Source organism: Kitasatospora sp. NPDC043949 (assembly GCF_056435365.1).
The window spans coordinates 24,563-49,415 of the sequence record NZ_JBWKEQ010000058.1 but is presented as its reverse complement, the minus strand read 5'-3'; the positions used below and the strand labels follow the sequence as shown (position 1 = coordinate 49,415).

The 24,853-nt window shown below is 73.2% G+C and carries 25 protein-coding genes and 2 pseudogenes; 12 read left to right on the top strand and 15 right to left on the bottom strand.

Going from position 1 to position 24,853, the window contains the following annotated elements; translation table 11 throughout:
* A pseudogene (locus AC07AL_RS33015) lies at positions 1-225 on the top strand (hypothetical protein); the annotation flags it as partial.
* 78 nt (positions 226-303) lie between these two features.
* Here AC07AL_RS33015 and AC07AL_RS33010 read toward each other — a convergent pair.
* The gene (locus tag AC07AL_RS33010) at positions 304-1,560 is read right to left on the bottom strand and encodes an alpha/beta hydrolase (protein ID WP_363584060.1); all 1,257 of its coding nucleotides are present in this window, start codon (positions 1,558-1,560) and stop codon (positions 304-306) included.
* A gap of 130 nt (positions 1,561-1,690) precedes the next feature.
* Between AC07AL_RS33010 and AC07AL_RS33005 the strand changes: the two genes are divergently transcribed.
* Together AC07AL_RS33005 and AC07AL_RS33000 are read left to right on the top strand one after the other, a co-directional pair.
* On the top strand, positions 1,691-2,149 hold the full coding sequence (locus tag AC07AL_RS33005) for a MarR family winged helix-turn-helix transcriptional regulator (protein ID WP_400844254.1): 459 nt from the start codon (positions 1,691-1,693) through the stop codon (positions 2,147-2,149).
* 67 nt (positions 2,150-2,216) lie between these two features.
* Positions 2,217-2,615, top strand: coding sequence for a type II toxin-antitoxin system VapC family toxin (locus AC07AL_RS33000; protein WP_478319221.1), 399 nt, complete (start codon positions 2,217-2,219; stop codon positions 2,613-2,615).
* A gap of 49 nt (positions 2,616-2,664) precedes the next feature.
* On the opposite strand, the gene AC07AL_RS32995 is transcribed toward AC07AL_RS33000, so the two are convergent.
* Together AC07AL_RS32995 and AC07AL_RS32990 are read right to left on the bottom strand one after the other, a co-directional pair.
* The gene (locus AC07AL_RS32995) at positions 2,665-3,357 is read right to left on the bottom strand and encodes an aspartate/glutamate racemase family protein (protein ID WP_363584054.1); all 693 of its coding nucleotides are present in this window, start codon (positions 3,355-3,357) and stop codon (positions 2,665-2,667) included.
* A gap of 48 nt (positions 3,358-3,405) precedes the next feature.
* Complete coding sequence (locus AC07AL_RS32990; RefSeq protein WP_363630224.1) at positions 3,406-5,274, bottom strand: CocE/NonD family hydrolase; 1,869 nt, start codon at positions 5,272-5,274, stop codon at positions 3,406-3,408.
* A 325-nt stretch (positions 5,275-5,599) separates the two neighbouring features.
* On the opposite strand from AC07AL_RS32990, the gene nicT reads away from it, so the two are divergent.
* Positions 5,600-6,721 (top strand): Nickel transporter NicT, encoded by a 1,122-nt coding sequence (nicT, locus tag AC07AL_RS32985; protein WP_363584050.1) that lies wholly within the window; start codon positions 5,600-5,602, stop codon positions 6,719-6,721.
* Positions 6,722-6,781: 60 nt separating this feature from the next.
* Here nicT and AC07AL_RS32980 read toward each other — a convergent pair whose 3' ends face one another.
* Positions 6,782-7,720 (bottom strand): SGNH/GDSL hydrolase family protein, encoded by a 939-nt coding sequence (locus AC07AL_RS32980; protein WP_363584048.1) that lies wholly within the window; start codon positions 7,718-7,720, stop codon positions 6,782-6,784.
* Between the two features lie 311 nt (positions 7,721-8,031).
* Between AC07AL_RS32980 and AC07AL_RS32975 the strand changes: the two genes are divergently transcribed.
* Positions 8,032-9,687, top strand: coding sequence for an FAD-binding dehydrogenase (locus AC07AL_RS32975; protein WP_478319220.1), 1,656 nt, complete (start codon positions 8,032-8,034; stop codon positions 9,685-9,687).
* A gap of 21 nt (positions 9,688-9,708) precedes the next feature.
* Here the strand turns inward: AC07AL_RS32975 and AC07AL_RS32970 are convergent, their stop codons facing one another.
* A complete protein-coding gene (locus AC07AL_RS32970; RefSeq protein ID WP_063347062.1) occupies positions 9,709-10,059 on the bottom strand; it encodes an ArsR/SmtB family transcription factor in 351 nt (116 codons plus the stop codon).
* A 111-nt stretch (positions 10,060-10,170) separates the two neighbouring features.
* On the opposite strand from AC07AL_RS32970, the gene AC07AL_RS32965 reads away from it, so the two are divergent.
* The 3 genes from AC07AL_RS32965 (at position 10,171) to AC07AL_RS32955 (ending at position 12,843) form a co-directional block, all read left to right on the top strand.
* Positions 10,171-10,575, top strand: coding sequence for a (2Fe-2S) ferredoxin domain-containing protein (locus AC07AL_RS32965; protein ID WP_350886398.1), 405 nt, complete (start codon positions 10,171-10,173; stop codon positions 10,573-10,575).
* A gap of 150 nt (positions 10,576-10,725) precedes the next feature.
* On the top strand, positions 10,726-10,980 hold the full coding sequence (locus tag AC07AL_RS32960; RefSeq protein ID WP_063347060.1) for a hypothetical protein: 255 nt from the start codon (positions 10,726-10,728) through the stop codon (positions 10,978-10,980).
* A gap of 195 nt (positions 10,981-11,175) precedes the next feature.
* The gene (locus AC07AL_RS32955; RefSeq protein ID WP_350886400.1) at positions 11,176-12,843 is read left to right on the top strand and encodes a purple acid phosphatase family protein; all 1,668 of its coding nucleotides are present in this window, start codon (positions 11,176-11,178) and stop codon (positions 12,841-12,843) included.
* Between the two features lie 99 nt (positions 12,844-12,942).
* On the opposite strand, the gene AC07AL_RS32950 is transcribed toward AC07AL_RS32955, so the two are convergent.
* A complete protein-coding gene (locus AC07AL_RS32950) occupies positions 12,943-13,275 on the bottom strand; it encodes a YnfA family protein (protein WP_478319219.1) in 333 nt (110 codons plus the stop codon).
* A gap of 18 nt (positions 13,276-13,293) precedes the next feature.
* Positions 13,294-14,508, bottom strand: coding sequence for a pyridoxal phosphate-dependent aminotransferase (locus AC07AL_RS32945; RefSeq protein WP_380429136.1), 1,215 nt, complete (start codon positions 14,506-14,508; stop codon positions 13,294-13,296).
* A 97-nt stretch (positions 14,509-14,605) separates the two neighbouring features.
* Here AC07AL_RS32945 and AC07AL_RS32940 point away from each other — a divergent pair.
* Both AC07AL_RS32940 and AC07AL_RS32935 read left to right on the top strand, forming a co-directional pair.
* Positions 14,606-14,959, top strand: a pseudogene (locus AC07AL_RS32940) (winged helix-turn-helix transcriptional regulator); the annotation flags it as partial.
* 146 nt (positions 14,960-15,105) lie between these two features.
* Entirely contained in the window at positions 15,106-15,948 is an 843-nt protein-coding gene (locus AC07AL_RS32935; protein ID WP_363584042.1) for an SGNH/GDSL hydrolase family protein, read from the top strand.
* Here the strand turns inward: AC07AL_RS32935 and AC07AL_RS32930 are convergent.
* Positions 15,885-16,574: a GNAT family N-acetyltransferase gene (locus AC07AL_RS32930; protein WP_363584040.1), complete on the bottom strand. Its 690-nt coding sequence runs from the start codon at positions 16,572-16,574 to the stop codon at positions 15,885-15,887. The genes AC07AL_RS32935 and AC07AL_RS32930 overlap by 64 nt on opposite strands.
* A 160-nt stretch (positions 16,575-16,734) precedes the next feature.
* On the opposite strand from AC07AL_RS32930, the gene AC07AL_RS32925 reads away from it, so the two are divergent.
* The gene (locus AC07AL_RS32925; RefSeq protein ID WP_363584038.1) at positions 16,735-17,679 is read left to right on the top strand and encodes a pentapeptide repeat-containing protein; all 945 of its coding nucleotides are present in this window, start codon (positions 16,735-16,737) and stop codon (positions 17,677-17,679) included.
* A gap of 87 nt (positions 17,680-17,766) precedes the next feature.
* On the opposite strand, the gene AC07AL_RS32920 is transcribed toward AC07AL_RS32925, so the two are convergent.
* From AC07AL_RS32920 to AC07AL_RS32890, 7 genes are all read right to left on the bottom strand, one after another.
* A complete protein-coding gene (locus AC07AL_RS32920) occupies positions 17,767-18,027 on the bottom strand; it encodes a hypothetical protein (RefSeq protein WP_363584037.1) in 261 nt (86 codons plus the stop codon).
* 148 nt (positions 18,028-18,175) lie between these two features.
* Complete coding sequence (locus AC07AL_RS32915; protein WP_478319218.1) at positions 18,176-18,910, bottom strand: tyrosine-protein phosphatase; 735 nt, start codon at positions 18,908-18,910, stop codon at positions 18,176-18,178.
* Between the two features lie 25 nt (positions 18,911-18,935).
* A complete protein-coding gene (locus AC07AL_RS32910) occupies positions 18,936-19,592 on the bottom strand; it encodes a TetR/AcrR family transcriptional regulator (RefSeq protein WP_363630217.1) in 657 nt (218 codons plus the stop codon).
* Positions 19,593-19,706: 114 nt separating this feature from the next.
* On the bottom strand, positions 19,707-20,030 hold the full coding sequence (locus tag AC07AL_RS32905; RefSeq protein ID WP_363619038.1) for a hypothetical protein: 324 nt from the start codon (positions 20,028-20,030) through the stop codon (positions 19,707-19,709).
* Positions 20,027-20,527: a DUF6232 family protein gene (locus tag AC07AL_RS32900; RefSeq protein ID WP_363584029.1), complete on the bottom strand. Its 501-nt coding sequence runs from the start codon at positions 20,525-20,527 to the stop codon at positions 20,027-20,029. The genes AC07AL_RS32905 and AC07AL_RS32900 overlap by 4 nt, the downstream gene beginning before the upstream one ends.
* Positions 20,528-20,675: 148 nt before the next feature.
* Complete coding sequence (locus tag AC07AL_RS32895) at positions 20,676-21,575, bottom strand: aminoglycoside phosphotransferase family protein (RefSeq protein ID WP_363584027.1); 900 nt, start codon at positions 21,573-21,575, stop codon at positions 20,676-20,678.
* 64 nt (positions 21,576-21,639) lie between these two features.
* Positions 21,640-22,059: a PPOX class F420-dependent oxidoreductase gene (locus AC07AL_RS32890; protein WP_363584025.1), complete on the bottom strand. Its 420-nt coding sequence runs from the start codon at positions 22,057-22,059 to the stop codon at positions 21,640-21,642.
* 167 nt (positions 22,060-22,226) lie between these two features.
* Between AC07AL_RS32890 and AC07AL_RS32885 the strand changes: the two genes are divergently transcribed.
* A complete protein-coding gene (locus AC07AL_RS32885; protein WP_478319217.1) occupies positions 22,227-24,707 on the top strand; it encodes a Tex family protein in 2,481 nt (826 codons plus the stop codon).
* Positions 24,708-24,853: the final 146 nt, after the last annotated feature.

Here is a 24,853-nt window from a genome sequence, read left to right as displayed (position 1 = left end):
ACCGCTGAGTCGGGCAGCACCGCGTACGACAAGCTGGCCGTGTCGGTGAACGGGACCACGCTGAAGACGTACTCCAACGCGGACGCCGCGGCGGGTTACCAGCAGCGGACCTTCGACCTCTCGTCCTACGCGGGCCAGACGGTCACCCTGAAGTTCACCGGCACCGAGGACGCCTCGCTGCAGACGAGCTTCGTGATCGACGACACCTCCATCCAGACCGGCTGACGCACCACCAGCACACCGTCCGGCCTCGGGGCTCCCACACCCCGGGGCCGGACCGTGCGCGCCGGAGGCCACCCGGTGTCACGCCCGGCGGGCGTCGGCGATCACGGCCGGGGTGGTGCCGAGCCACCAGGTGGGGTTGGCGGTGCCGTCGGTGGTGCGGCCGTCGCTGTGGACGTAGTGCCGGACGTCGCGGCCGGGCTCGGCGAGCTCGCCGTTCAGGGCGCGTTCGACCCATTCGGCGCCGAAGCGGAAGACCTCGGCGGCGGTGCCGCCCAGCGGGTGGAACTCGTTCTCGTAGACGCGCATCTCCTTGGGCGCGCGGATGCGCTCGTAGTTGGCCAGGGCCTGCTCCAGCACGGTGAGTTCGTCGAACTCGCCGATGCCGTAGACGACCGGGCAGGCGATCTCCCGGACCAGGTCGCCCAGCGGCATCCGGGCGACCAGCTCGGTGTCGAAGGCGTCCTCGTCGGTGTAGCCGGCCATGTACATGTAGTTGTTCTTGAAGGTCGGCTGGGCGCGCTCGAAGATGGTGGTGAAGTCGCCGGTGACGGCCTCGAAGGCGGCCAGCGCGGCGAGGCGGCGGTCGGTGGCGGCGGCGCGCGAGCCCCAGTAGCCGCTCATCGAGATGCCGAACATGCCGATGCGGGCCGCGTCGACCTCGGGCAGCGAGGCCAGGTGGTCGATGTAGCGGCTGATCGCGCGCTCGTAGTTGGTGAGGTCGACGGTCAGCCCGTTGGCCCGGCTCTCGCCCTGGCCCGGACCCTCGATGGACAGGGCCACGATGCCGCGCGAGGTGTAGTACCGCTCCGCCGCGTGGATGTAGTCCTCCTTGATCATGTCCATCCCCGGGCCGAGGATCACCGCGGGCGCATTGCGGACCTCACCGGCCGGCAGGTGCAGCAGGGCGAAGATCTGCTTGCCCTCGAAGTCGAGGACGACGCGGCGCACCCGGTTGCCACGCAGCGCGCCCAGGCGCTCCACGCAGTGGTTGGCGTGCTCGCGGAAGGCGAGCTTGCGCGGGTCGGCGGCGTCGAAGATCGAGTACTGCGCGCGGCCCCACATCACCGAGGCGCGCACGTAGAGGTCGGCGGCGGTCTGGGCGAAGCCGCCGCGCTCGTGGTGGGCGGCGCGTTCCTCGGCCTGCCCGGCGATGGTGGCCCAGGCCTTGGGCAGCATCACGCCGCTCTGCACCAGCGCGAAGACCTTGTCGAAGTCGGTGTGGTCGTGGCCGAGCTGCTCCAGGGTGCCCTTGGCCTGGGGGTGCAGGGCGTCGAAGCCGCCCTGGGCGAGGGCGATGTCCAGGGCCCAGTTCTGTCCGGTCGAACGAACGGTCATGACGGGTGTCCTCCGTGTCGATAGGGGGCTCGGTGGCTGTGCCGCCGAGTCGCTAAGTACTTATCTATTAAGTACTTAGGATATTCTGTTGTCAACCCGACCGTCGATACGAGCCGCGGAGGCCGCCCCCATGTCGCAGCCCCAACCCACCCCCGCCCGCGAGCAGGCCCTCGACCAGCTCGCCCGCGCCGCCTACAGCCTCAGCGCCGCCGACTCCCGACTGCGCGGACGCGCCACCCGCACCCCCGGCGCGCTCTCCCTCACCCACGCCCGGGCCCTGCGCGTCCTGGCCGAGACGGGCCCGCTGTCGATCGGCCAGCTCGCCGCCGCCACCGAGACCACCAGCGCCGCCACCACCCAGCTGGTCAACAACCTCGCCACCGCCGGCTACGTCACCCGGGAACGCCCCCCGGGCGACAAGCGGTCCGTCCTGGTCGCCCTCACCGACGCGGGCCGGCGCCGCCACGACGAACGCCAGACCACCCTGGCGCAGGCGCTCGACACCGCACTGGCGCACCACGACGCCCCCGCCCTGGACGCCGCGACCGACGTGCTCCGGCAGTTGGTCGCCATCTACGACCGGCTCTGACCGGGAGGGCCTACCCTGCGGAAGGCGCGGCAAGGTCGCGCGAGGCCCTTCCTGGAGGCGAGCGCCCGTGACCAAGTACGTGATCGCGCCGGCCGTGGCGCTGTGCCTGGCCGGCGAGCGGGCCGTCATCCCGCAGGAGCACCGGCTGCTGGCCCCGACGCTGCTCCGCTCGCAGGTGCTGTCGCTCCTCTACCAGGCCGTCCGCCAGGGCGGGCTGACCAGGGCGGAGGCCGACCGCCGGCTGGACTACCTGCGCGCGTTGAGGATCCGGCTCCTCGGGGACCGCGTCCTGCAGTCCACCGCCTGGGGGATCGCCGAGCGCCTCGGCTGGCCCGACACCCTCGACGCCGAGTACATCGCGCTGACCCGGCTTCAGGCCGACGCGTTCATCACGCTCGACCTGGAGGTCGCCCGCGCCGCCGAGGAGCTGGTGGCCGTCGCCCCCGTCGAGGCCCTGACCGCCTAGGGCGCGGCCTCCGCCGACCCGGCGCGAGGGCCCCCGACCCGCCGGGCCGTCACGGGGCCAGGGCGGCGGTGACGGCGGCTTCGGCGTGCAGGCGGGTGGTGGGGAAGGTGGGGACGGGACTGTCCTCGGGGCGGACGAGCAGTTCGATCTCGGTGCAGCCGAGGATGACCCCCTGGGCGCCGGCGGCCACCAGTTCGTCGATCACCCGGCGGTACGCCGCGCGGGACTCCTCGCGGACCAGGCCGAGGCACAGCTCCTGGTAGATCACCCGGTGGACCAGGGCGCGGCTGTCGGGGCCGGGGACGAGGACGTCGAGGCCGTGGGCGGCCAGCCGGCCGCGGTAGAAGTCCTGTTCCATGGTGAAGGCCGTGCCGAGCAGCCCGATCCGGTGCAGTCCGGCGGCCCGGACGGCGTCCGCGGTGGCGTCGGCGAGGTGCAGCAGCGGGACGGGGGTCGCGGCCGCGACCTGGTCGGCGACCTTGTGCATGGTGTTGGTGCAGATCAGCAGCAGTTCGGCGCCGGCCGCCTCCAGGGACCGCGCCGCGCCGGCCAGGATCTCGCCGGCCTCGGTCCAGCGTCCGTCGGCCTGGAGCCGTTCGATGGCGGCGAAGTCGACCGAGTACAGCACGAGCGGCGCGGAGTGCAGGCCGCCGAGGCGGTCGCGGGTGAGTTCGTTGAGGAGGCGGTAGTACTCGGCGGTGGATTCCCAGCTCATGCCGCCGATCAGGCCGAGGGTCTTCATGCCGCCATTTATAAAGCAATAAGGGAATTGAAAGCAAAGGTATAAGGATTACTTGGAATCGCCCTGCGGAATCCAGCGCGGCACGCGGTGCTGCCATTCCCGGGCGAACACCACCGAACCGGCCTCCAGCGCGCGCAGCTGCACGATGCTGAGGAAGTGCCCGGCGTCGCAGCGCAGTTGGGTGCGGGTCTGGACGGTGACGTCCCAGCCGATGTCGGGGCGTTCGAGGCGCACGGTGTGGTCGGTGCGGGCCTGCGCGCTGAGCGGGGCGTCGGTGAGCACCCGGTAGGCGGTGACGGTGTGCTCGTCGCGGACCAGGCCGTCGGGGTGGGTGCGGCTGCCGTCGGTGGCGGGGGAGAGTTCGGCGCGCCATTCCCGGCGGCCGATGTCGTGCACGGTGACGTGCTCGGGCCGGGCGGTCAGCGGCTCGGTGCGGTGGATGTCGAGCGGCTCGGGCAGGGCGGGGGCCTCGAAGGCGACGGGGGCGGCGCCGACGTCGGCGGCGAGGTGCCGGGTGGGCAGGGTGAGGGCGGAGCGGGACGGGTCGAGCGCGTAGCCGGCGTCGTCCGGGGTGGGCCACACCCACGGCCAGTAGACCGAGGAGAGGGCGAGCCGCAGCCGATGCCCGGCCGGGAGGGTGCCGGCGCAGGCGGCGAGCTCGACGTCCGCGTCGGGGCCGGTGGCGACCAGGACGCCCCGGGTGAGCAGCGTGGAGGTGCCGTCCGGGCCGACGGCGCAGAGCCGGGCGGTGATCTGGGCGGGCGGGCCGCCCTCGCGCAGGCGCAGCCGTACGGTCGGGGTGCCGAGCACTTCGACCGGTTCGGGCAGCGGGTGGGAGTCGAAGCAGACCGAGCGGCCGTCCTCCTCGCGCTGGTCGGGCGGCTGGTCGGCGGGGCGGCCGAGCGGGACGTAGGCGCCGGCGTTGAGGCCGGTGTGCTGCGGGGAGCGGACGCGGACGTGGCGGTCGTCGGAGGCGGTGCCGGCGGTGCGCAGCGGGCCGTCGAGGCCGTAGTGGATCTCCCGGACGTCGGGGGAGGGCCAGGTCTCCTCGCCGGTCCAGCGGGTGCCGATCCAGCTGCGCAGGGCGGGCTCCGCCAGGGCGCCGGTGTCGAGGTCGCGCAGCCAGTGGTCCCACCAGCGCAGGGTCTCGGGGAGGGTGTCCTCGGGCAGGCCGTGCGGCCAGGGGCCGAGCAGGGCGCGGGCGGTGGGGGAGGTGGCGAGCAGGCGCAGCACGAAGGAGCAGGACGGGTCGCCCCAGCCGGCGACGGCGAAGGTGGGGGCGGGGACGGGGACGGTGGTCTCGCCGGCGGCGAGCCAGGCGTCGACGGGCGGGTCCAGGGATTCGAGGCGGGCCAGCCAGTCGGTGCGCCAGGCGTCGCCGACGTGCCGGGGGTCGGGCGGGAGGGCGGCGTCGGCGACCAGGGCGGTGAGCCGGGTGTGCAGGTCGGCGGCGAGCAGGGCGCCGCCGAGGCGGTGGCCGCCTTCGGGGCAGACGGTGACCACGGCGCCGACGGTGTCGGGGGCACGGGCCGCGAGCAGCAGGGCGGTGGTGCCGGCGGCGCCGACGCCGAGCAGGCCGACCCGGCCGCTGCACCAGGGGCGGCGGGCGAGCCAGTCGAGGACGGCGGCGCCGTCGTCGAGCTCCTGGCCGCCGCCGGGTTCGCCGGGCAGGCCGTCGGAGTTGCCGTGGCCGCGGGTGTCGACGCGGACGGCGCCGTAGCCGTGGCCGGCGTACCAGGGGTGGCGGCGGGCGTCCTCGGCGGCGGTGCGGTCGGTGAGCCGGCCGGCGGAGTACTCCAGCACGGCGGGGACGGGTTCGTCGCTGACCGGGCGCCACAGCCGGGCGGCCAGCCGGGTGCCGTCGGGCAGCGGGATGCGGACGTCCTCGCGGGTGGTGCGGAAGGGGTAGGACGGCATGGCCGCTCCCATCGGATCCCGGGCCGGTGAGCGCCGGAGGGCCCGCGGCGCGTACGGGGAGCGCGCCGCGGGTGTCGGCATCTCGACCCTAGGGGAGGAATCGTCCGATTTCCTGACGAAGGCTGCGCGGCGGTCGCGGTCCGCCGGTCGGCGCGGCCGGGTGGAGCCCGGCGCGAGCGGGCGTGTGCCCGCCGCCGTACGCCCCCCGTCCGCGCCCGCGTGCCCCTGTTCGCCGCGGTCCGGCATTTGCACATGACTTGCAACTGCTTCCCCGAGGGGGGAAAGATGGCCCAGCTTCGCCCGGACCACCCGAAAGGACCACAGGATGTCCAGCCCCGCCGCAGGTGCCTCGCCCGTCAGATGGCGTGACCGGCTCACCCGGGAGGAGTGGATGCGCCTGGCCGGGATGGGCGGTTTCATCCTCGTGCTGCACGTCGTCGGCTGGTTCACCCTGCTCGCGCTGGTCGCGCCCGAGCACTACGACGTCGGCGGCCAGGTGTTCGGCGCGGGCATGGGCCTGACCGCCTACACCCTCGGGATGCGGCACGCCTTCGACGCCGACCACATCGCGGCGATCGACAACACCACCCGCAAGCTGATGGGCCAGGGCAAGCGGCCCCTGTCGGTCGGCTTCTGGTTCTCGCTCGGGCACTCCTCGATCGTCTTCGGCCTCTGCGCGCTGCTCGCCTTCGGCATCCGCTCGCTCGCCGACCAGGTGGAGGCGGACGACTCGACCCTGCACACGATGACCGGCCTGATCGGCACCACCGTCTCCGGGACGTTCCTGCTGCTCCTCGGCCTGATCAACCTGGGCGCCTTCAACGGCATCCTCAAGGTGTTCCGCCGGATGCGCGTGGGCGAGTACGACGAGGCCGAGCTGGAGCGCCAGTTGGAGCGGCGCGGGCTGATGAACCGCATCCTCGGCCGGGTGACCAGGGCCGTCACCAAGCCCTGGCACATGTACCCGGTCGGCCTGCTGTTCGGCCTCGGCTTCGACACCGCGACCGAGGTGTCGCTGCTGGTGCTGGCCGGCGGCGCGGCCGCGTTCTCGCTGCCCTGGTACGCGCTGCTCACGCTGCCGATCCTGTTCGCGGCCGGGATGAGCCTGCTGGACACCATCGACGGCTCGTTCATGAACTTCGCCTACGAGTGGGCCTTCTCCAAGCCGGTCCGCAAGATCTACTACAACCTGACCGTCACCGGCCTGTCGGTGCTGGTCGCGCTGGTGATCGGCCTGGTCGAGCTGATCGGCCTGCTCGGCGAGAAGCTGGACATCACCAGTGGCCCGATCGCCTGGATCGGCGGGCTGGACCTCAACTTCGTCGGCTACGCGATCGTCGGCCTGTTCGTGCTGACCTGGGTCGGGGCGATCGCCTACTGGAAGTTCGGCAAGGTCGAGGAGAAGTGGTCGGCCGGCCTGGCCGCCGCGGCCGCCAAGTCGGAGTAGCGATGGGGCGGAGGGGGCGGTGACCGGAGTCCGGTCGCCGCCCCCTCGGCGTTCCGGGGCCTACCGCAGCGCGGCGAGCACCGCGTCCGCCATCACCTTCTCGCCGGTGGCGTTCGGGTGGAACGGCACGGCGGGCGAGCCGGGCAGCGCGCCCTCGATCCAGCGGTCGTCCGAGCACACGTCGTGCCCGGCGGTGGGCGTGGCGGTGTCGACGTACGTCGCGCCGCCGGCCGCCGCGGTGCTCCTGAGCGCGGCGTTCAGCTTGTCGAGCACGCCGTGCATGTACTCGACGTCGCCCGGGGTCACGGGCTGGCGCAGGATGCACGAGCGGCCGTCGGCGGGCAGCACGGACGGGTAGCCGACCAGCAGCACCCGGGCCCGCGGCGCCTTGGCGTGGATGCGCCGCAGCGTGTCGGCGACCTGCGGCGCGATGCTGCCGGTGATCCGCTCGGCCAGGTCGTCGTCGCCGTACTGCCAGGACCAGCTGCGCCAGTCCCAGTAGCCGTGGTGGTAGACGTCCTTGCAGGGCGTGCCGAGCGGGTTGACGACCGCGCCGGCGATGCAGGTGGCGACGAGTTCGCCGAGGCCGAGGTCGCTGGCCGCGAGGTCGTTGCCGCCGATGCCGAGGGTGACCAGGTCGGTGTCGGGGGTCACCGCGTCCAGCTGCGGGTCGTTGACCCGGATGAAGGCGTCGTACTGCGGCTGCGTCATGGCCTTGACCTTGGCGGCGGCGCAGGTGACGTCGGTGTACGCGCCGGCCTTGAGGGCGGCGGCGACCAGGTGGCCGTAGTTGCGGTCGGAGCGCAGACACAGGCCGGCCGACTGGCCGGGCACGCCCGCGCCGGCGGCGTAGGAGTCGCCGAGCGCCACGAGGTGCTTGGGCGCCGGGGTGGCGGCCTGGGCGCTGGTGGAGGTGAGCGCGAGGGCGGCGCCCAGTGCGACGGTGGCGAGTGCGGTGGAGCTGCGCAGGCGTCGGGGTTTCCGGGCAGGGGGGAGCACGGTTCCTCCTGGGGGGAGAGAAACGACGGGTGGGGGTCGTGCCGGGCCGCGGCTACTCGCAGGTAAGTTACTTGTTGGTTTCGTGGACGTCCATGCCGTGCGCGGAAATTTCCGAAATTCCGTCAGATCGCATTTCGCATTTCGCTCCGCCGTGTATCGAGGACATTTCCGAAACGGTGTGGAGCGGAATTGCCGCAGTCGGTTGTTACCGGCCGGTTGACCGGACGTCACCGCAGGCCGCAGTATCGGGCGCACAGCGACGGCGCCCACCCCGCGCGCGCCGTCCCGCTCGCCGCGACGGAGGACTGCGCATGGCCCTGGACGCCGACGTCATCGTCATCGGAGCAGGACTCGCCGGACTCGCCGCCACCGCCGAACTCGCCGACGCCGGACGGAAGGTGATCCTGCTCGACCAGGAGCCCGCGGCCTCGCTCGGCGGCCAGGCGCACTGGTCCTTCGGCGGCCTCTTCCTGGTCGACTCGCCCGAGCAGCGCCGGATGCGGATCCGCGACTCGCACGCCCTGGCCCGCCAGGACTGGTTCGGCACCGCCGGCTTCGACCGGCCCGAGGACGCCTGGCCGCGCCGCTGGGCCGAGGCCTACGTCGACTTCGCGGCCGGCGAGAAGCGCTCCTGGCTGCACGGCCTGGGCGTCCGGTTCTTCCCCGTCGTCGGCTGGGCCGAGCGCGGCGGCCTCCTCGCCGACGGCCCGGGCAACTCGGTGCCCCGCTTCCACATCACCTGGGGCACCGGGCCCGGACTGCTGGAGCCCTTCGTCCGCCGGGTCCGCGCCGCCGCCGCCCGCGGGCTGGTCGACCTGCGCTTCCGGCACCGGGTCACCGGCCTGGCCGCCACCGCGGGCGTCACCGACACCGTCGCCGGCGAGGTGCTGGTGCCCAGTCCGGCGGCCCGCGGCGAGGCCAGCTCGCGCGAGGCCGCCGGACGGTTCGAACTGCGCGCCCAGGCCGTGATCGTGACCTCCGGCGGCATCGGCGGCAACCACGACCTCGTCCGCAAGGCCTGGCCCGCCCGGCTCGGCACCCCGCCCGCCAAGCTGCTCTCCGGCGTCCCCGCCCACGTCGACGGGCTGATGCTCGGCATCGCCGGCGACGCCGGCGCCAGCCTCATCAACGGCGACCGGATGTGGCACTACACCGAGGGCATCGAGAACTGGGACCCGATCTGGGCCCGGCACGGCATCCGCATCCTGCCCGGCCCGTCCTCGCTCTGGCTGGACGCGCGCGGCAACCGGCTGCCCGTCCCGCTCTTCCCCGGCTTCGACACCCTCGGCACGCTCGACCACATCATGTCCACCGGCTACGGGCACACCTGGTTCGTGCTCAACCAGCGCATCATCGAGAAGGAGTTCACCCTCTCCGGCTCCGAGCAGAACCCGGACCTGACCGGGAAGTCCGTGCGCGGCGTCCTCGGCCGCGCCCTGCCCGGCGCCCCCGGTCCGGTCCGGAGCCACCTGCGGCACGGGCCCGACTTCGTCGTCGCGAGCAACCTCGCCGACCTCGCCCGCGGCATGAACGCCAGGACCCGCGAGGCGCTGATCGACCCCGCCGAACTGCGCCGCACCGTCGAGGCCCGCGACCGGCAGTTCGCCAACCCCTTCGCCAAGGACCTCCAGGTCACCGCCGTCCACGGCGCCCGCCGCTACCTCGGCGACAAGCTGATCCGGGTGGCCCCGCCGCACCGCATCCTCGACCCCGGCGCCGCCCCGCTGATCGCCGTCCGGCTCAACATCCTCACCCGCAAGTCCCTCGGCGGCCTGGAGACCGACCTCTCCGCGCGCGTCCTGCGCCCCGACGGCGAACCCCTCCCGGGCGTCTACGCCGCCGGCGAGGCCGCCGGCTTCGGCGGCGGCGGCGTCCACGGCTACCGCTCCCTGGAGGGCACCTTCCTCGGCGGCTGCCTCTTCTCCGGCCGCACCGCCGGCCGCGCGGCGGCGGAGGCGACGGCGTAGGGGACCGGGGCGGGTGCGGCCTCAGCGCTCGTCGGTGAGGCCCAGCCGCAGGTGCTCGACGTGGTACACGGCCTGGTCGAGGAGGGCGGCGACGTGGTCGTCGTGCAGGGAGTAGACCACCGAGCGGCCCCGGCGCTCGCCGACGACCAGGCCGAGGTTGCGCAGCAGCCGCAGCTGGTGGGAGCAGGCGGACTGCTCCATGCCCACGGCGTCGGCGAGTTCGGTCGCCGCGCGCGGGCCCTCGCGCAGTTCGGCGAGGATCAGCAGCCGGGACGGGGTGGCCAGCGCCTGGAGGGTGGTCGCGACCTTGGCCGCGTTGGAGGCGTCCAGGCGCATCCGCGGTACGGCTTTCTCGGTGGTCGCGTGTCCCATGGGGGCATCCTACGGACCGCCGTCGAACCCCGGCACCCGGCAGTGGTTCTTGGCATGCCAGGTAGGCTGCGCGTGCAGCGTGCCCCGTGACCAGGAGGAGTTCCAGAGCCGATGAGCCGCCGAGACCGGGACCGCAAGCAGGCGGCCGCCTCCCCGGTGACCGTCACCGTCTGCCGGGGCTGCTGCTGCGGCACCGAGGCCAAGCACCCGGGGGTGGACCACGCCGGGCAGTACGAGCGGCTGCGGGCCGCGGTGGGTACGGCGGGCCGGGTCCGCGCGGTCAAGTGCCTGGACGTGTGCACCCAGTCCAACGTGGTGGTGGTCGGCCCCTCCGGGGAGGGGCGGGCGGCGGGTGGGCGTCCGGTCTGGCTGGGCTTCGTGCTGGCGGACGACATGATCGACGAGATAGCCGCCTGGGTGCACGCGGGCGGCCCCGGGCTGGCCGACCCGCCCGGACTGCTCGACCTCCAGCTGATCTCGGTGTCCCGCCGGGTCCGCGAGGGCCTGGCGGAGTAGCGGACGGTGGAGCCGATCCGTCCTCATCACGGTTGGGACGCAGCGGGGTTGGCCGATCCGGCGGCCGAGCAGGATCCGCTGGACGCCGCCCTCGGCGGTCCCACTAGCATGACCGGTGGCTGCCAGCGGTTCCGCCCAGGGAGGACGACGATGACGACGGTCTGCCGCATCTGCGCGGGCACCGGCCGGACCGCCGGTCTCAGTTGCCGGACCTGTCAGGGCACCGGGACCACCGAGGTGGGCGGCGGGGGCGGCAACTGCTTCCTCTGCGACGGCACCGGGGTGTACGTCCGCTACCGGGTGGACGCGACCGGCGCCAAGCACGCCTACCGGGACGAGATCTGCCGCACCTGCGACGGCACCGGCAACCGGTCCCCCTCCACCTGGGACGAGCCCTCCGGCTGAGCGCCCCGTCCGCGGCGGCGCCGACGGTGGCTCAGGCCGTGCCGCCGGCGGGGGCCATGATCCGGGGTCGGCCCGGTGCGGGCGCGTTTCTTTACCTGATCATGGTCGAACATTGGTGTTCGAATGGGCGGCGCGCTGCGGCCCGTTCACCCCGCGTCCGTGTGCGGTCAACGCGCCGCTGGAAGAGTCCCGCGCATGGATATCCCTCACATGGGCGTACCGGCCAAGCTCGCCGACCGCATGAGCACGGCCGAGCAGCACGAGTACCTGCGGGCCCGCTTCTCCCGCCGCCGGATGCTGCGCGCCGGCGCCGTGACCGTCGGCGCCGTCGCCGTCGGCGGCGCGCTGGGCAGCGGAACGGCCTTCGCCGCGCCGGCGAGCCCGCAGTTGCTGACCGGTGCCACGACGGCCGGCGTCGACGGTTCGCTGGTCGCGCCGATCGGGCGCCACCTCCAGTTCGGCCCCGAGCCCGACACCCAGTTCCGCATCTCCTGGCAGGTCCCGGCGCCGGTCAAGAAGCCGTTCCTGCGCTACGGCAAGACCCCGTGGGAGCTCAGCCACAAGCTCCAGGCCGAGGTCCGCACCCTGCACACCCCGGCGCTGAGCCCGAACAGCCAGCCGGTGGACCAGTACTACCTGCACGTGGCGCTGGAGGACCTGCACCCCGACACCACCTACTACTACGGTGTCGGCCACGAGGGCTTCGACCCGGCCTCGCAGCAGCAGATCTCCACCCTGCACACCTTCCGCACCGCGCCCTCCCGCGACCACCGCTGGGGCAAGGTCTACGAGCCGTTCACCTTCACCGCCTTCGGCGACCAGGGCGTCAGCTCGCACGCGGCCGGCAACGACCACGTCATCCTGGCCCAGAAGCCGTCCTTCCACCTGCACGCCGGCGACATCTGCTACGCCGACCCGGCGGGCTCCGGCACGGACCCCGACAAGTCCGTGTACAACGCCAGGACCTGGGACGACTTCCTGGTCCAGACCGAGACGGTCGCGGCGACCGTGCCGTGGATGGTCGCCTACGGCAACCACGACATCGAGGCCTGGTACTCGCCCAACGGGTACGGCGGCGAGAACACCCGCTTCTTCCTCCCGGACAACGGCCCGGACCCGCGCAAGGTCCCCGGCGTCTACACCTTCCGCTACAAGAACGTCGGCGTCATCTCGCTCGACGCCAACGACGTCTCCTACGAGATCCCGGCCAACCTGGGGATCTCGGCGAACAAGCAGACCAAGTGGCTGGAGCGCACCCTCAAGGACCTGCGCAACGACGAGACGATCGACTTCGTCGTGGTCTTCTTCCACCACTGCGCCTTCTCCACCACCGTCGCGCACGCCTCCGAGGGCGGCGTCCGCGAGGCCTGGGTGCCGCTGTTCGAGAAGTTCCGGGTGGACCTGGTCATCAACGGCCACAACCACATCTACGAGCGCACCGACGCGATCCTCGGCAACAAGGTCTCGAAGCAGGTGCCGAGCGGCGCCACCATCGAGCCGGCGAAGGACGGCGTCGTCTACGTGACCGCGGGCGCGGCCGGCCGCAGCCTGTACAAGTTCGACGTGCCGGACACCTACGAGGGGCACGAGAACCACCAGGACGAGGTGAAGACCTACTACTGGGGGAAGGGCAAGGTGAAGGTCCCCGAGACCATCCAGTGGTCGCGGGTGCGCTACACCGGCTACTCCTTCATCAAGGTCGACGTCACCCCGGCCCACCTGGGCCAGAAGTCGTCCATGAAGGTGACCGCGCTGGCCGAGGACGGCACGCAGATCGACAACTACACGATCCTGCGCAAGGTCGGCGAGGGCTGGGACTCGGACCACGACGACGACGGTCAGGGCGGCGGCTGGGGCTGGTAGTCCCCGAACCGGATTGCCGGGCCCCGGCGTCGAGGAGTCCGCACCTCGACGCCGGGGCCCCGTGCGTGGAGAACCCCGTGCGTGGAGGGCCCAGTGCGCTCAGCGCCGGGGCCCGTACATGATCACCGCGACCCCGACCAGGCAGACCAGCGCGCCCACCACGTCGTAGCGGGTCGGCCGGAAGCCGTCCACGACCACGCCCCAGAGCAGCGACCCGGCGACGAACACCCCGCCGTACGCGGCCAGCACCCGGCCGAAGTGGCTGTCCGGCTGGAGCGCCGCGACGAAGCCGTACCCGCCGAGCACCACCACCCCCAGCCCGGCCAGCCACCACGGCCGCTGCTCGCGCACGCTCTGCCAGATCAGCCAGCAGCCGCCGATCTCGGCGAGGGCGGCGACGGCGAACAGGGCGACGGAACGCAGGACGGTCATGACCGGCAAGCCTAGGCGTCAGGACTGGCGGTACGTCGCGAGGAAGCGCCCGATGCGGTTGATGGCCGTCTCCAGGTCGTCGGCGCGGGGCAGGGTGACGAAGCGGAAGTGGTCCGGGCGGGGCCAGTTGAAGCCGGTGCCCTGGACGACGTGGATCTTCTCGCGGAGCAGCAGGTCCAGCACGAACTGCTCGTCGTCGACGATCCGGTGCACCGCCGGGTCGAGCCGGGCGAAGGCGTACAGGGCGCCCTTGGGCTTGACGCAGCTGACGCCGGGGATCTCGTTGAGGGCCTTGAAGGCGACGTCGCGCTGTTCGGTGAGCCGACCGCCGGGCAGCACCAGGTCGTTGATGGACTGGTGGCCGCCGAGCGCGGCCTGGACGGCGAACTGGGCGGGCACGTTGGGGCACAGCCGCATGCCGGAGAGCATGGTCAGGCCCTCCAGGTAGTCGGCGGCGTGCTGCTTGGGCCCGGAGACGACCAGCCAGCCGCTGCGGAAGCCGGCCACCCGGTAGGCCTTGGAGAGGCCGTTGAAGGTGAGGGTGAGGACGTCGTCGGCGAGGGCGGCGAGGCAGTGGTGCTCGGTGTCGTCGTAGAGGATCTTGTCGTAGATCTCGTCGGCCAGGACCATCAGCTGGTGGCGGCGGGCCAGGTCGAGGATGCCCTCCAGCAGTTCCTTCGGGTAGACCGCGCCGGTGGGGTTGTTGGGGTTGATGACGACGATGGCCTTGGTGCGGGCGGTGATCTTGGCGGCGATGTCGTCGAGGTCCGGGTACCAGTCGGCCTGCTCGTCGCACAGGTAGTGCACGGCCTTGCCGCCGGCCAGCCGGACCACGGCCGTCCACAGCGGGTAGTCCGGCATCGGGACGAGCACCTCGTCGCCGTCGTCGACGAGCGCGGTGACGGCCATCTGGATCAGCTCGGAGGCGCCGTTGCCGAGGTAGACGTCGTTGACGCCGACTCCGGTCACGCCGCGCTGCTGGTAGTACTGCACCACCGCGCGGCGGGCGGGCAGGATGCCGCGCGAGTCGCTGTAGCCGTGCGCCTTGGGCAGGTTGCGGATGATGTCCTGGATGATCTCCTCGGGCGCCTCGAAGCCGAACGGGGCCGGGTTGCCGGTGTTCAGCCGCAGCACGCTGTGCCCGGCCTCCTCCAGGGCGTTGGCCTGGTCGACCACCGGGCCGCGGATCTCGTAGCACACGTTGTTCAGCTTGCTGGACTGCCGAAACTCCACTTGCGGCCTCCCGACCGTCACCACCGCATCGTTGCTGATGCTTTGTTCTACCAAGTTGGCACTTGGAAAGTCCAACCTTTTGGCTATGCTGATCCGCATGTCACGCCGAAGCTACGACCAGTACTGCGCCGTCGCCCGCGCCCTGGACGCGGTGGGGGAGCGCTGGAGCCTCCTGATCGTCCGTGAACTCCTCGGCGGCCCGCGCCGCTACACCGATCTGCACGCCGACCTGCCCGGCGTCTCCACCGACATCCTCGCCGCCCGGCTCAAGCAGTTGGAGGGCGACGGCCTGGCCCTGCGCCGCCGGCTCGAACGGCCCGCCAACGCCACGGTCTACGAGCTCACCGAACGCGGCCGCGAACTGCGCCCGGTGATCGAGGCGCTGGGGGAGTGGGGCCTGCCCGCCCTCGGCGAGCAGCGGCCCACCGACGCCGTCCGCGAGCACTGGTTCACCCCCCGCACGGCGGACGACGGGGCGCCCGTCGCGGGTTAGGCGCAGATGCCGGTGTCGGTGCCGGGGTCCGATGCCGGTGCCCGGACCGGCCGCGCGTAGCATCGTCGGGCCACGGAGCCATCGGAGGAGAGCGGAGACCGCCCGTGCCCACCACCTACCGCAGTTACGTCGCCGTCGGGGACTCCTTCACCGAGGGCATGTGCGACGACCTGCTGCCCGACGGCCACTACCGGGGCTGGGCCGACCGGGTCGCCGACGCGCTCGCCGCTGAGGCCGGCGCTGACGGCGGCGACGGCGGGTTCCGCTACGCGAACCTCGCCGTCCGCGGCAAGCTCATCGGCCAGATCCACGACGAGCAGCTCCCCGCCGCCACCGCGATGGGCGCCGACCTGGTGACCCTCGTCGGCGGCCTCAACGACGCGCTGCGCCCCGGCTGCGACATCGCCCGGGTCGAGCGGCTGCTCGGCCGCTGCGCCGAGGAACTGCGCGCCACCGGCGCCACCGTGGTGCTGTTCACCAGCACCGACCCGACCCGCAGGATGGCGGGCAGCGCCCGGCTGCTCCCGGCCATCCTGCGGATGAAGGCCTTCGTGCACGAGCTCGGCCAGGACGAGGGCGTCGCCGTCGTCGACCTGTTCGCCGCTCCCTGCTTCGACGACCGCCGGCTCTGGGGCGAGGACCGCCTGCACCTGTCGCCCGAGGGCCACCGCCGGGTCGCCGAAGGGGTGTTGGAGGCGCTCGGCCGCCCCGCCGCCTTCGACTGGCGCGCCCCGCTGCCGCCCGCCGCCCCGCCCGGCCGGGCCGAGCGGCTGCGCGCCGACGCCCGTTGGCTGGGCGGTCACCTGGGGCCGTGGATCGGCCGCCGGCTCACCGGGCGCTCCTCCGGCGACGGCCGGCCGCCGAAGCGGGCCGAGCTGCTGCCCTACTCGGCTCCGGACCCGGCTCCGGCTGCGGGCGCGGCGGCGGGCACGGCCGCGGGCTCGTAGACCAGGCTCGCCATCGAGGAGCGGGTGGTCCAGCCGAGCGAGGTGTAGAGCGCCCGGCCGTCCGGGGTGCCGACCAGGACGGCGGTGTCGGCGCCCGCCTCGTGCCCGGCGCTCTGGAGGGTCCGCATCACCAGGGCGCCCAGGCCCCGGCGCCGGTGCTCGGGCGCGGTCAGGATCTGGTCCGGGACGGCCACGGGGCCGGCCAGTCCCGCCTGGCCGCGTGCGGCGAGGTGTCCGGCCTCGGTGCGGACCAGGGTCCGGACGGTCCCGCCCCGGGTCCAGGTGGTCACCGTGTAGCCGGCCGGCACCTCGGGCCGCTCGGCGCTCAGCGGGAGGGTCATCAGGTACCCCGGCTGGTCGAGCCGCCACTGCGGGCCCAGCCAGGGCCGGGCGACGGCGTCCTCGATGAACAGCTTCAGCCAGGTGCCCGGTGCGGTGGTGGCCTCGGCGATCTTGCGGACGTCGGGCTCGGCCGGCTCGGGCAGCACGTGCCGGGCGACGTGGCCGACCACGCCGACGTCGATCGTCCAGCCCCAGGGCTCGTCCACCGCTTCGGCCGCGCCGCGCGAGACGCTCCAGCCGGCGATCCACATCCGGACGAGTTCGTTGATGCTCGGGTCCTGCACTCCTACCCCCGTATGCCATATGCGATGGGCGCGCACCTCGTAATAGGTGCACTGCCAGTTGACACCTTACCGATGGTGGGGCGGGTGTGGCCAGTGCCCAGTAGGCTTGGCAGTTCGACGCACCGGACGGCCGGTGCCCACGCTGGAAGGACCACGCGACGTGCGCGAGACCGAGCCGCCGCAGCACCCCACGGCGGCTCAGCCGACCGAGCTGCGCTCCGACTGCACCAGCTGCTTCGGCCTCTGCTGCGTCGCCCTGCCCTTCGGCGCCGGCACGGACTTCGCCGTCGACAAGGCCGCCGGCAGCGCGTGCCGCAACCTGCAGACCGACTTCACCTGCGGCATCCACGAACGCCTCCGCGACCGGGGCTTCCAGGGCTGCACCGTCTACGACTGCTTCGGCGCCGGGCAGCGCGTCTCCCAGGTCACCTTCGGCGGCCGCAGCTGGCGCGAGGCACCGGCCGACGCCAAGCCCATGTACGACGTCTTCCCGGTGGTGCGCCAGCTCCACGAACTGCTCTGGTACCTCACCGAGGCGCTCGGCTACGCCCCCGCCCGCCCGGTCCACGCCGACCTGCGGCAGGCCCTGGAGGAGACCGACCGGCTCGCCGGCGGCACCCCCGAGGAGATCCTCGCCGTCGACGTCCCCGCCCACCGGCAGCGGGTCAGCGACCTGCTGCTGCGCGCCAGCGAACTCGTCCGCGCCGCCGTCCCCCGCCGCCGTGAACACCGCGGCGCCGACCTCTTCGGCGCCCGTCTGCGCGGCGCCGACCTGCGCGGGGCCAACCTGCGCGGCGCCCTGCTCGTCGCCGCCGACCTCAGCGGCGCCGATCTGCGCCTCGCCGACCTCGTCGGCGCCGATCTGCGCGACGCCGACCTCTCCGGCGCCGACCTCACCGAGGCCCTCTTCCTCACCCAGGCCCAGCTGAACGCGGCCCGCGGCGACGCCACCACCCGCCTGCCGGGTATCCTCACCCGGCCCACCCACTGGCCCGCCACGGCCTCCGCCCCGGTGGCCTCCGCCCCGGTGGCCGCCGCCACCGGCGCGCGCGGCCCCCGCAAGCCGCGCAGCGGCGGCCGTCCGGGCGGCCCGCGCCGCCGCTAGCGGCCGCCCGCCGCGACGACCGGGCCCGCCCGGCAGGTGTCTGCCGGACGGGCCCGGTGCCGTCCGCGGACGGCTCGGTGCCTGGTGCTAACAGCTGTGCGCGGCGTCGGGGCGCTTCGCCGCGATGTACGGCTTGCCCATGTGCGCCACGACGTCGGCCGGGCAGGTCTTGATCCAGTTGGTGCCCGCGGCGTGGTTCTTGACCTTGGCGTCGCTGCAGTACTCGACGCGGTCGGCGGTCTTGAAGCACTGGTAGCCGGGGTACCCCGCCGCCGAGGCGGTGTTGACGCCGGCGAACAGGCCGGCCGCGGCCAGCAGGGCGACGGGCAGAACGGAACGCATCCTCATGGTTTTCTCCCGTTGGTTCGTCTGGGCAGTGGCCCGATCCTGGCAGCGCGGCGGAGGCGGGGGCAACGCGACATGACATGTTTAGGTCAATCTGTGTTCGAGTGAACTCCCTTCACCTTCTTGGCCGTTGACGGTCCGTCGGGCGAGGTCAGGTCGTGAGCAGGCGGGAGCGGAGGGCGGCTGTCCGGGCGGGGGAGAAGCCGAGGGCGCCGGTGGCGTAGCCCTCGACCGAGCCGTGGCGGGCGGTCAGGTCGGCGAGGGCGAGGCGGATGACCGTCTCGGGGGCGCGTCCGTAGCCGGGCCAGCGGAGGGTGCGGCCGGGATGGGCGGCGTGCCATTCGGCGACGAGGTGCGGAGTGGCCAGCTCGGTGAGGGCGAAGTCGGCGGCGACGTCGTCCTCGGAGACGCCGAGCAGGGTGAGGACCAGGGCGGCGATGAGCCCGGTGCGGTCCTTGCCGGAGGCGCAGTGGAAGACCACGGGCTTCTCGGCGGCGGCGATCACCTCCAGGGTCTCGCGGATCTCCTCCACCCCGTCCTCGGTGACCTCGGCGAAGCGGTCGGCGAGGTAGCGCCAGGGGTCGACGTCCGGGTCGATCTCGGCCTGGTCGTAGGTGCGGTGCTCGATCGAGAGGTTGTGGTAGACGAGCCCTTCGTAGTCGGGCACCCGGCCCTTGGCGGCGATCTCCCAGGGGTAGCGGAGGTCGATCACGGTGCGCACGCCGAGGGCCTGGAGCCGGTCGAGGTCGGCGGGCGAGGTGAGCTTGCCGAGCGAGTCGGAGCGGTAGAGCAGGCCCCGGCGGACGGACCGGCCGTCGGCGGCGGGGTGGCCGCCCAGGTCGCGGAAGTTGTGCAGCCGTTCGAAGGTGAGCTGACGCGTTGTCATGCGCGGCACTCTAACCAGTGGGGCCTCAGCGCCCGGTGGGGCCCGGGTGCCCGGCGCCTTCGTAGCCGGCGGTGAGGAGTTCGAAGGCGCGGTCGGCGTTGGTGGTGGCCTCGAAGTGGAGTTCGTCGGTGGTCCGGCCGTCGTCCCGGATCCGGTGCCAGTTGTGTTCGGCGAGGACCCGCTGGGTGGCGGTGACCTGGGCGGCGAGGAGGGGGGCGGTGAGGCGCCGGGGCGGGGCCAGGTCGGGGGCCTCGTGCAACGCCCGGGCGAGGGACTGTTCGGCGCGGGCGAGGTATTCGGCGCCCCGGGCCTTCAGGCTCGGCGTGGAGTACACCAGATCGCTGAACGCCAGGACCCGGGGGTCGTCGTTGAGCCCGGTGATGGGGTCGCGCCGGGCGAGCCCGTCCAGGAAGTCCCGGTGCAGGGCGGCCAGCACCGTTTCGCCGGCCGCCCGGCCGCGGACCACGCCGGCGGCCTGGTCCTGGTGGTCGGCGAAGCGGTGGACGACCAGGTCCTCCTTGGTGGAGAAGTAGCTGAACAGCGTCGGCTTCGACACCTCGGCGGCGGCCGCGACGTCCGCCACCGAGACCGGGTCGAAGCCGTGCTCCAGGAAGAGCGCGATCGCGGCCTCGGAGATCGACCGTCGCGTCCGTTCCTTCTTCCGTTCCCGCAGTCCGCTCATGGCGTCAGGCTAGCAGCAGGCCTTGACTCGGGCAGATTTCTGACCCGGTATGACATTTACCCCGGGTGGGATGTCGCCTGCTGCCCGCCATCAGCTGCTCAGGAGTTCAGGAGTTCAGGAGCTCAGCGAGTCCAGGATGCGGCGGATCGACTCCACCACCGGGGCGCCGGCGGCGGCGAGGGCGGCGACGCCGGAGATGTTGCGCAGGGCGCGGCGCAGGGTGGCGGGCGGGGTGGCCTGCCCGCCACCGAGGTCCGCCAGCGACTCGTCCAGCACCTCGCGGTCCTCGGCCGGCACCTGCTCGCGCAACTGGCGTACGGCGGCGATGAGTTCGCGCATCGCGGCCTGCGGGTCGGCCGGGCCCTGGTGCTTGATGATGCCGATGTTGTGGTCGCCGTGCTGGGTGACCGAGTCCCCGAAGTGGATGCCGCCGCTCACAGACTGACCTTCTTCCCGGTGTTGTGGTCGCCGTACTGGTTGATCTGGTCGCCGATGTGGACGTTCTCCACCTGGAGCGCGAACTCGGCCAGCGGGTTGTCGATCGCTTCCATGATCAGCTGGATCAGGTTGCCGACCTGCTGGGCGTCGTGGCTGACCACCGCCGTGTTCGAGGAGCTGGAGGTCTCGATGATCAGCTGGTAGACCGTGCGCATCTGCAGCCGCTTGACCAGCCGGTAGAGGCTGGCCGCGAAGAGCGCGAGCGCCACCAGGCCGATCACGTTCTTGGTCGTCTCCTGGTTCGCGCCGCGCCCGAGCAGCGAACCGAGGAGGGCGGTGGCCACCAGCAGGCCGATCACCTGCCGGGCGAACCGGATGATCACCCGCGTGCGCTTGGGCGGCAGCAGCTGGAACCGCCGGGCCCGGGCGATGTTGTGGAGCGGATAGGCGTCGCCGCCCACCCACAGCACCCGCCGGCTGACTCTGACGTCGATCACACTGCTTCTGCGTGCCAAGTCGTCCCCCTACCCGTAGTGGCGGGGAGAACCATAGCAACGGCCGCCGACGGCGCCGACGGGAGTGCCGCCCCGCTGGTCAGGCGGCGGTGCGCGGTCAGCATCAGGGCCCGGTCGGCAGCGGGCCCGGTCAGGTGCTGCGGTCGGCGAGCACCTCGCGGACGACGTGACGGGCGTTGGCGGTGAGGCCCGGATTGGTGTGACGGTAGTAGGGGATCGTCACCAGCGCGATGGAGAAGGCCCAGGCACGGCCGCGGGCCCACGTGGCGTCATCGGCGTGGAGTGCGGCGCGGAAGGCGGGGCGGGCCGAGGCGGGCAGCAGGTTCCAGGCGACGATCAGGTCGGCGGTGGGGTCGCCGACGCCCATCAGGCCGAAGTCGAGGACGGCGCCGAGCCGGCCGGACCGGTCGAGCAGGAGGTTCCCGGGGGTGAGGTCGCCGTGCATCCAGGAGGGCGGGCCGGCGTACTCGGAGAGGCGAAGCGCCTTGTCCCACAGGGCGGTTGCGGCGTGGGTGTCGACCGCTCCGGCGAGTTGGGCGATGGCCGCGCGGGTGGCGCCGTCGCGGGAGGCGAGCGGGACGCTGCGGTGGCCCGCCGGGCCGCCGGCCGGGTTGACGGCGCGCAGGGCGTTGACGAAGGCGGCGAGGTCACGGGCGAGCGCGCCGGGAGCGGCGAGGGCGCCGACGACCGGGTTGGCGCCCTCGAACCAGCGGAGCACCGACCACTCCCAGGGGTAGCCGGCGGCGGGCCGGCCGACCGCGACCGGGGCGGGTATCGGCCGCGGCAGTCGGGGGGCCAGCGCGGGCAGCCACTGCTTCTCGCGGCGGACGTCCCCGGCCGCCCATTCCACCCGGGGGAGCCGGACGGCGAGTTCGGGCCCGAGGCGGAACATCGCGTTGTCCGTCCCGGTGGAGGGGACCGGCGTGACCGGCAGCCCGACCCAGTCCGGGAACTGGGCGGAGATCAACCGCCGTACCAGGGCCGCGTCGATGACCAGTCCGTCGGGGTGCATCCGGGTGGCAGCGCACATGCCCGGCAGCGTACAGCGCGGATCGGTGCCCTTCAGCGGATTCCCGGAATGCGTACGGCCGGCCTCAGCTCAGCGTGACCCGCACGCCGATCGTCCCGCCCCTGCCGAAGCGCAGCACGTTCGCGGTCAGCGCGATCGCGCACAGCAGCCCGTACTTGCGGCGCAGCAGCTTCCGGTAGGCGGGCGCGCGGCCGGGGTCGAGGACGGCGGTGGCCGGGACCTGCTCGCCGAGCAGGGTGCCGCGGATGTCGCTCGGCCCGACCAGCACGTCGGAGCGGTTGCGCAGCCGCTTGACCTTGCCGGTGCGGGTGACGGTGGTGAAGACCAGCGCGTCGCCGTCGCGCGCCACCCAGACCGGGGTGGGTACGGGGGTGCCGTTCTTGCGGTGGGTGGTGAACAGCAGGTACTTGGCGGCGGCGAGTTCGCTCAGCCGGGCGGCGGCGTCCGGCGCGCGGGAGGCGTCCAGTGCGGGGGAGGTGTCCATGCGCGTCAGCGTAGGAAGGCGCAACGGGGCACTGCTTGAGTCTGGTTGGGGCCGCGGGCGGAGGGCGCCACGCCCGGGCGCCCCGGGCGCGGCCGGGAGCTGTCCCCGGTACCTGCCAGAATGCAGGGCGTACGGCGAAAGCACTGAAGGAGAAGGTGACCGGCTTCGTGACCACGCCAGTCGAACAGGTGGCCCGGCAGGCCCAGCAGGCGATCGAGCGCAAGATCGCCGAGGAACTGGGCGTTCGCGACGGGCAGGTGAAGTCCGCCGTCGAGCTGCTCGACGGCGGCGCGACCGTGCCCTTCGTGGCCCGCTACCGCAAGGAGGTCACCGGCTCCCTGGACGACGCCCAGCTGCGCACCCTGGAGGAGCGGCTGCGCTACCTGCGGGAGCTGGAGGAGCGCCGGGCGGCCGTCCTGGAGTCGATCGAGGCCCAGGGCAAGCTGGACGACGCGCTGCGCGCGCAGGTGCTGGCCGCCGATTCCAAGGCCCGGCTGGAGGACATCTACCTGCCGTTCAAGCCGAAGCGGCGCACCAAGGCGCAGATCGCCCGCGAGGCGGGCCTGGAGCCGCTCGCCGAGACGCTGCTCGCCGATCCCTCGCAGGATCCGGCGGCGCTGGCCGCCCGGTTCCTGAACGAGTCCGTCGCCGAGCCGGCCGCCGCGCTGGAGGGCGCCCGGGCGATCCTGGTGGAGCGCTTCGGCGAGGACGCCGACCTGGTCGGTTCGCTGCGCGAGCGGATGTGGACCAGGGGCCGGCTGGTGGCCACCGTGCGTGGCGGCAAGGAGCAGGACGGCGCCAAGTTCGCCGACTACTTCGACTTCGCCGAGCCGTACACCAAGCTCCCCTCGCACCGCATCCTGGCGATGCTGCGCGGTGAGAAGGAGGAGGTGCTGGACCTCGACCTCTCGCCGTACGACGGTGAGGAGGGCGATCTGCCCGGCGAGAACGACTACGAGCGGCGGATCGCCGCCCGCTTCGGCATCGCCGACCACGGCCGCCCGGCCGACAAGTGGCTGGGCGACACCGTCCGTTGGGCCTGGCGCACCCGCGTCCTGGTCCGGCTCGGCATCGACCTGCGGTCGCGGCTGCGGGCCGAGGCGGAGGAGGAGGCGGTGCGCGTCTTCGCCGCCAACCTGCGCGATCTGCTGCTGGCCGCGCCGGCCGGCACCCGCGCCACCATGGGCCTGGACCCGGGCTTCCGGACGGGGGTGAAGGTCGCGGTGGTGGACGCCACCGGCAAGGTCCTCGCGTACGACACGATCTACCCGCACCAGCCCGCCAACAAGTGGGACGCCGCGCTCGCCTCGCTGGCCGCGCTGGCGAAGAAGCACGACGTCGACCTGGTGGCGATCGGCAACGGCACCGCCTCCCGGGAGACGGACAAGCTCGCCGAGGACCTGCTCAAGCGCCACCCCGAGCTGAAGCTCACCAAGGCGATGGTCAGCGAGGCGGGCGCCTCGGTCTACTCGGCCTCCGCCTTCGCCTCGCAGGAGCTGCCGGAGCTGGACGTGTCGATCCGCGGCGCGGTCTCGATCGCCCGCCGCCTCCAGGACCCGCTGGCCGAACTGGTCAAGATCGACCCGAAGTCGATCGGGGTCGGCCAGTACCAGCACGACCTGAGCGAGGTGAAGCTCTCCCGCTCGCTGGACGCGGTGGTCGAGGACTGCGTCAACGCCGTGGGCGTGGACGTCAACACCGCCTCGGCGCCGCTGCTGACCCGGGTCTCCGGCATCACCGGCACGCTCGCCGACAACATCGTGGCCCACCGCGACGCCAACGGCCCGTTCCGCACCCGCCGGCAGCTCAAGGACGTCTCCCGGCTGGGCCCGAAGGCCTTCGAGCAGTGCGCGGGCTTCCTGCGCATCCCCGACGGCGACGACCCGCTGGACGCCTCCAGCGTGCACCCCGAGGCGTACCCGGTGGTGCGCCGGATCCTGGCGTCCACCGGCGGGGAGCTGAGCGGGCTGATCGGCAACGGCGAACGGCTGCGGGCCCTGCGACCGGGCGACTTCGCCGACGAGGTCTTCGGCATCCCGACCGTCACCGACATCCTCGGCGAGCTGGACAAGCCCGGCCGTGACCCGCGCCCGGCGTTCCGCACCGCGACCTTCAAGGAGGGCGTCGACAAGATCGGCGACCTGGAGGTCGGGATGGTGCTGGAGGGCGTGGTCACCAATGTGGCCGCGTTCGGCGCCTTCGTCGACGTGGGCGTCCACCAGGACGGGCTGGTGCACGTCTCGGCGCTGTCGAGGACCTTCGTCAAGGATCCGCGCGAGGTGGTCAAGCCGGGTGACATCGTGAAGGTCCGGGTCGTCTCGGTGGACGTGCCGCGCAAGCGCATCGGGCTGACCCTGCGGCTGGACGACGAGGTCGGTCGCGACCGGGGCGGCGACCGCGGTGACCGGGGCGAGCACGGCGAGCGTGGTGGCGACCGTGGCCGGGGCGGCGAGCGCGGCGACCGGCAGGCCCGCCCGCCGCGCCAGGAGCGCCGGGGCGGCGGCCAGGACCGGCGCGGCCAGGGCGGCGGCTCCGGCGGTTCGGGCGGCGGCGCGCCGCTGGCGAACAGCGCGATGGCGGACGCGCTGCGCCGGGCGGGCCTGACCGGCGGCGACGCCTCGGGTGACCGCCGCTCCGGGCGGCGCTGAGCGGTTGAGGCGCTGAGCGGCTGAGCGGCTGAGCGGTTGAGGTACTGAGGTGCTGAGCGGCTTATCGCCGCGGGGGGGGGGGGGGGGGGGGGGGGGGGTCGACGGGTCCCGACGACGTGGGGGACGGGGCGGGGTTGGGTTGGGCT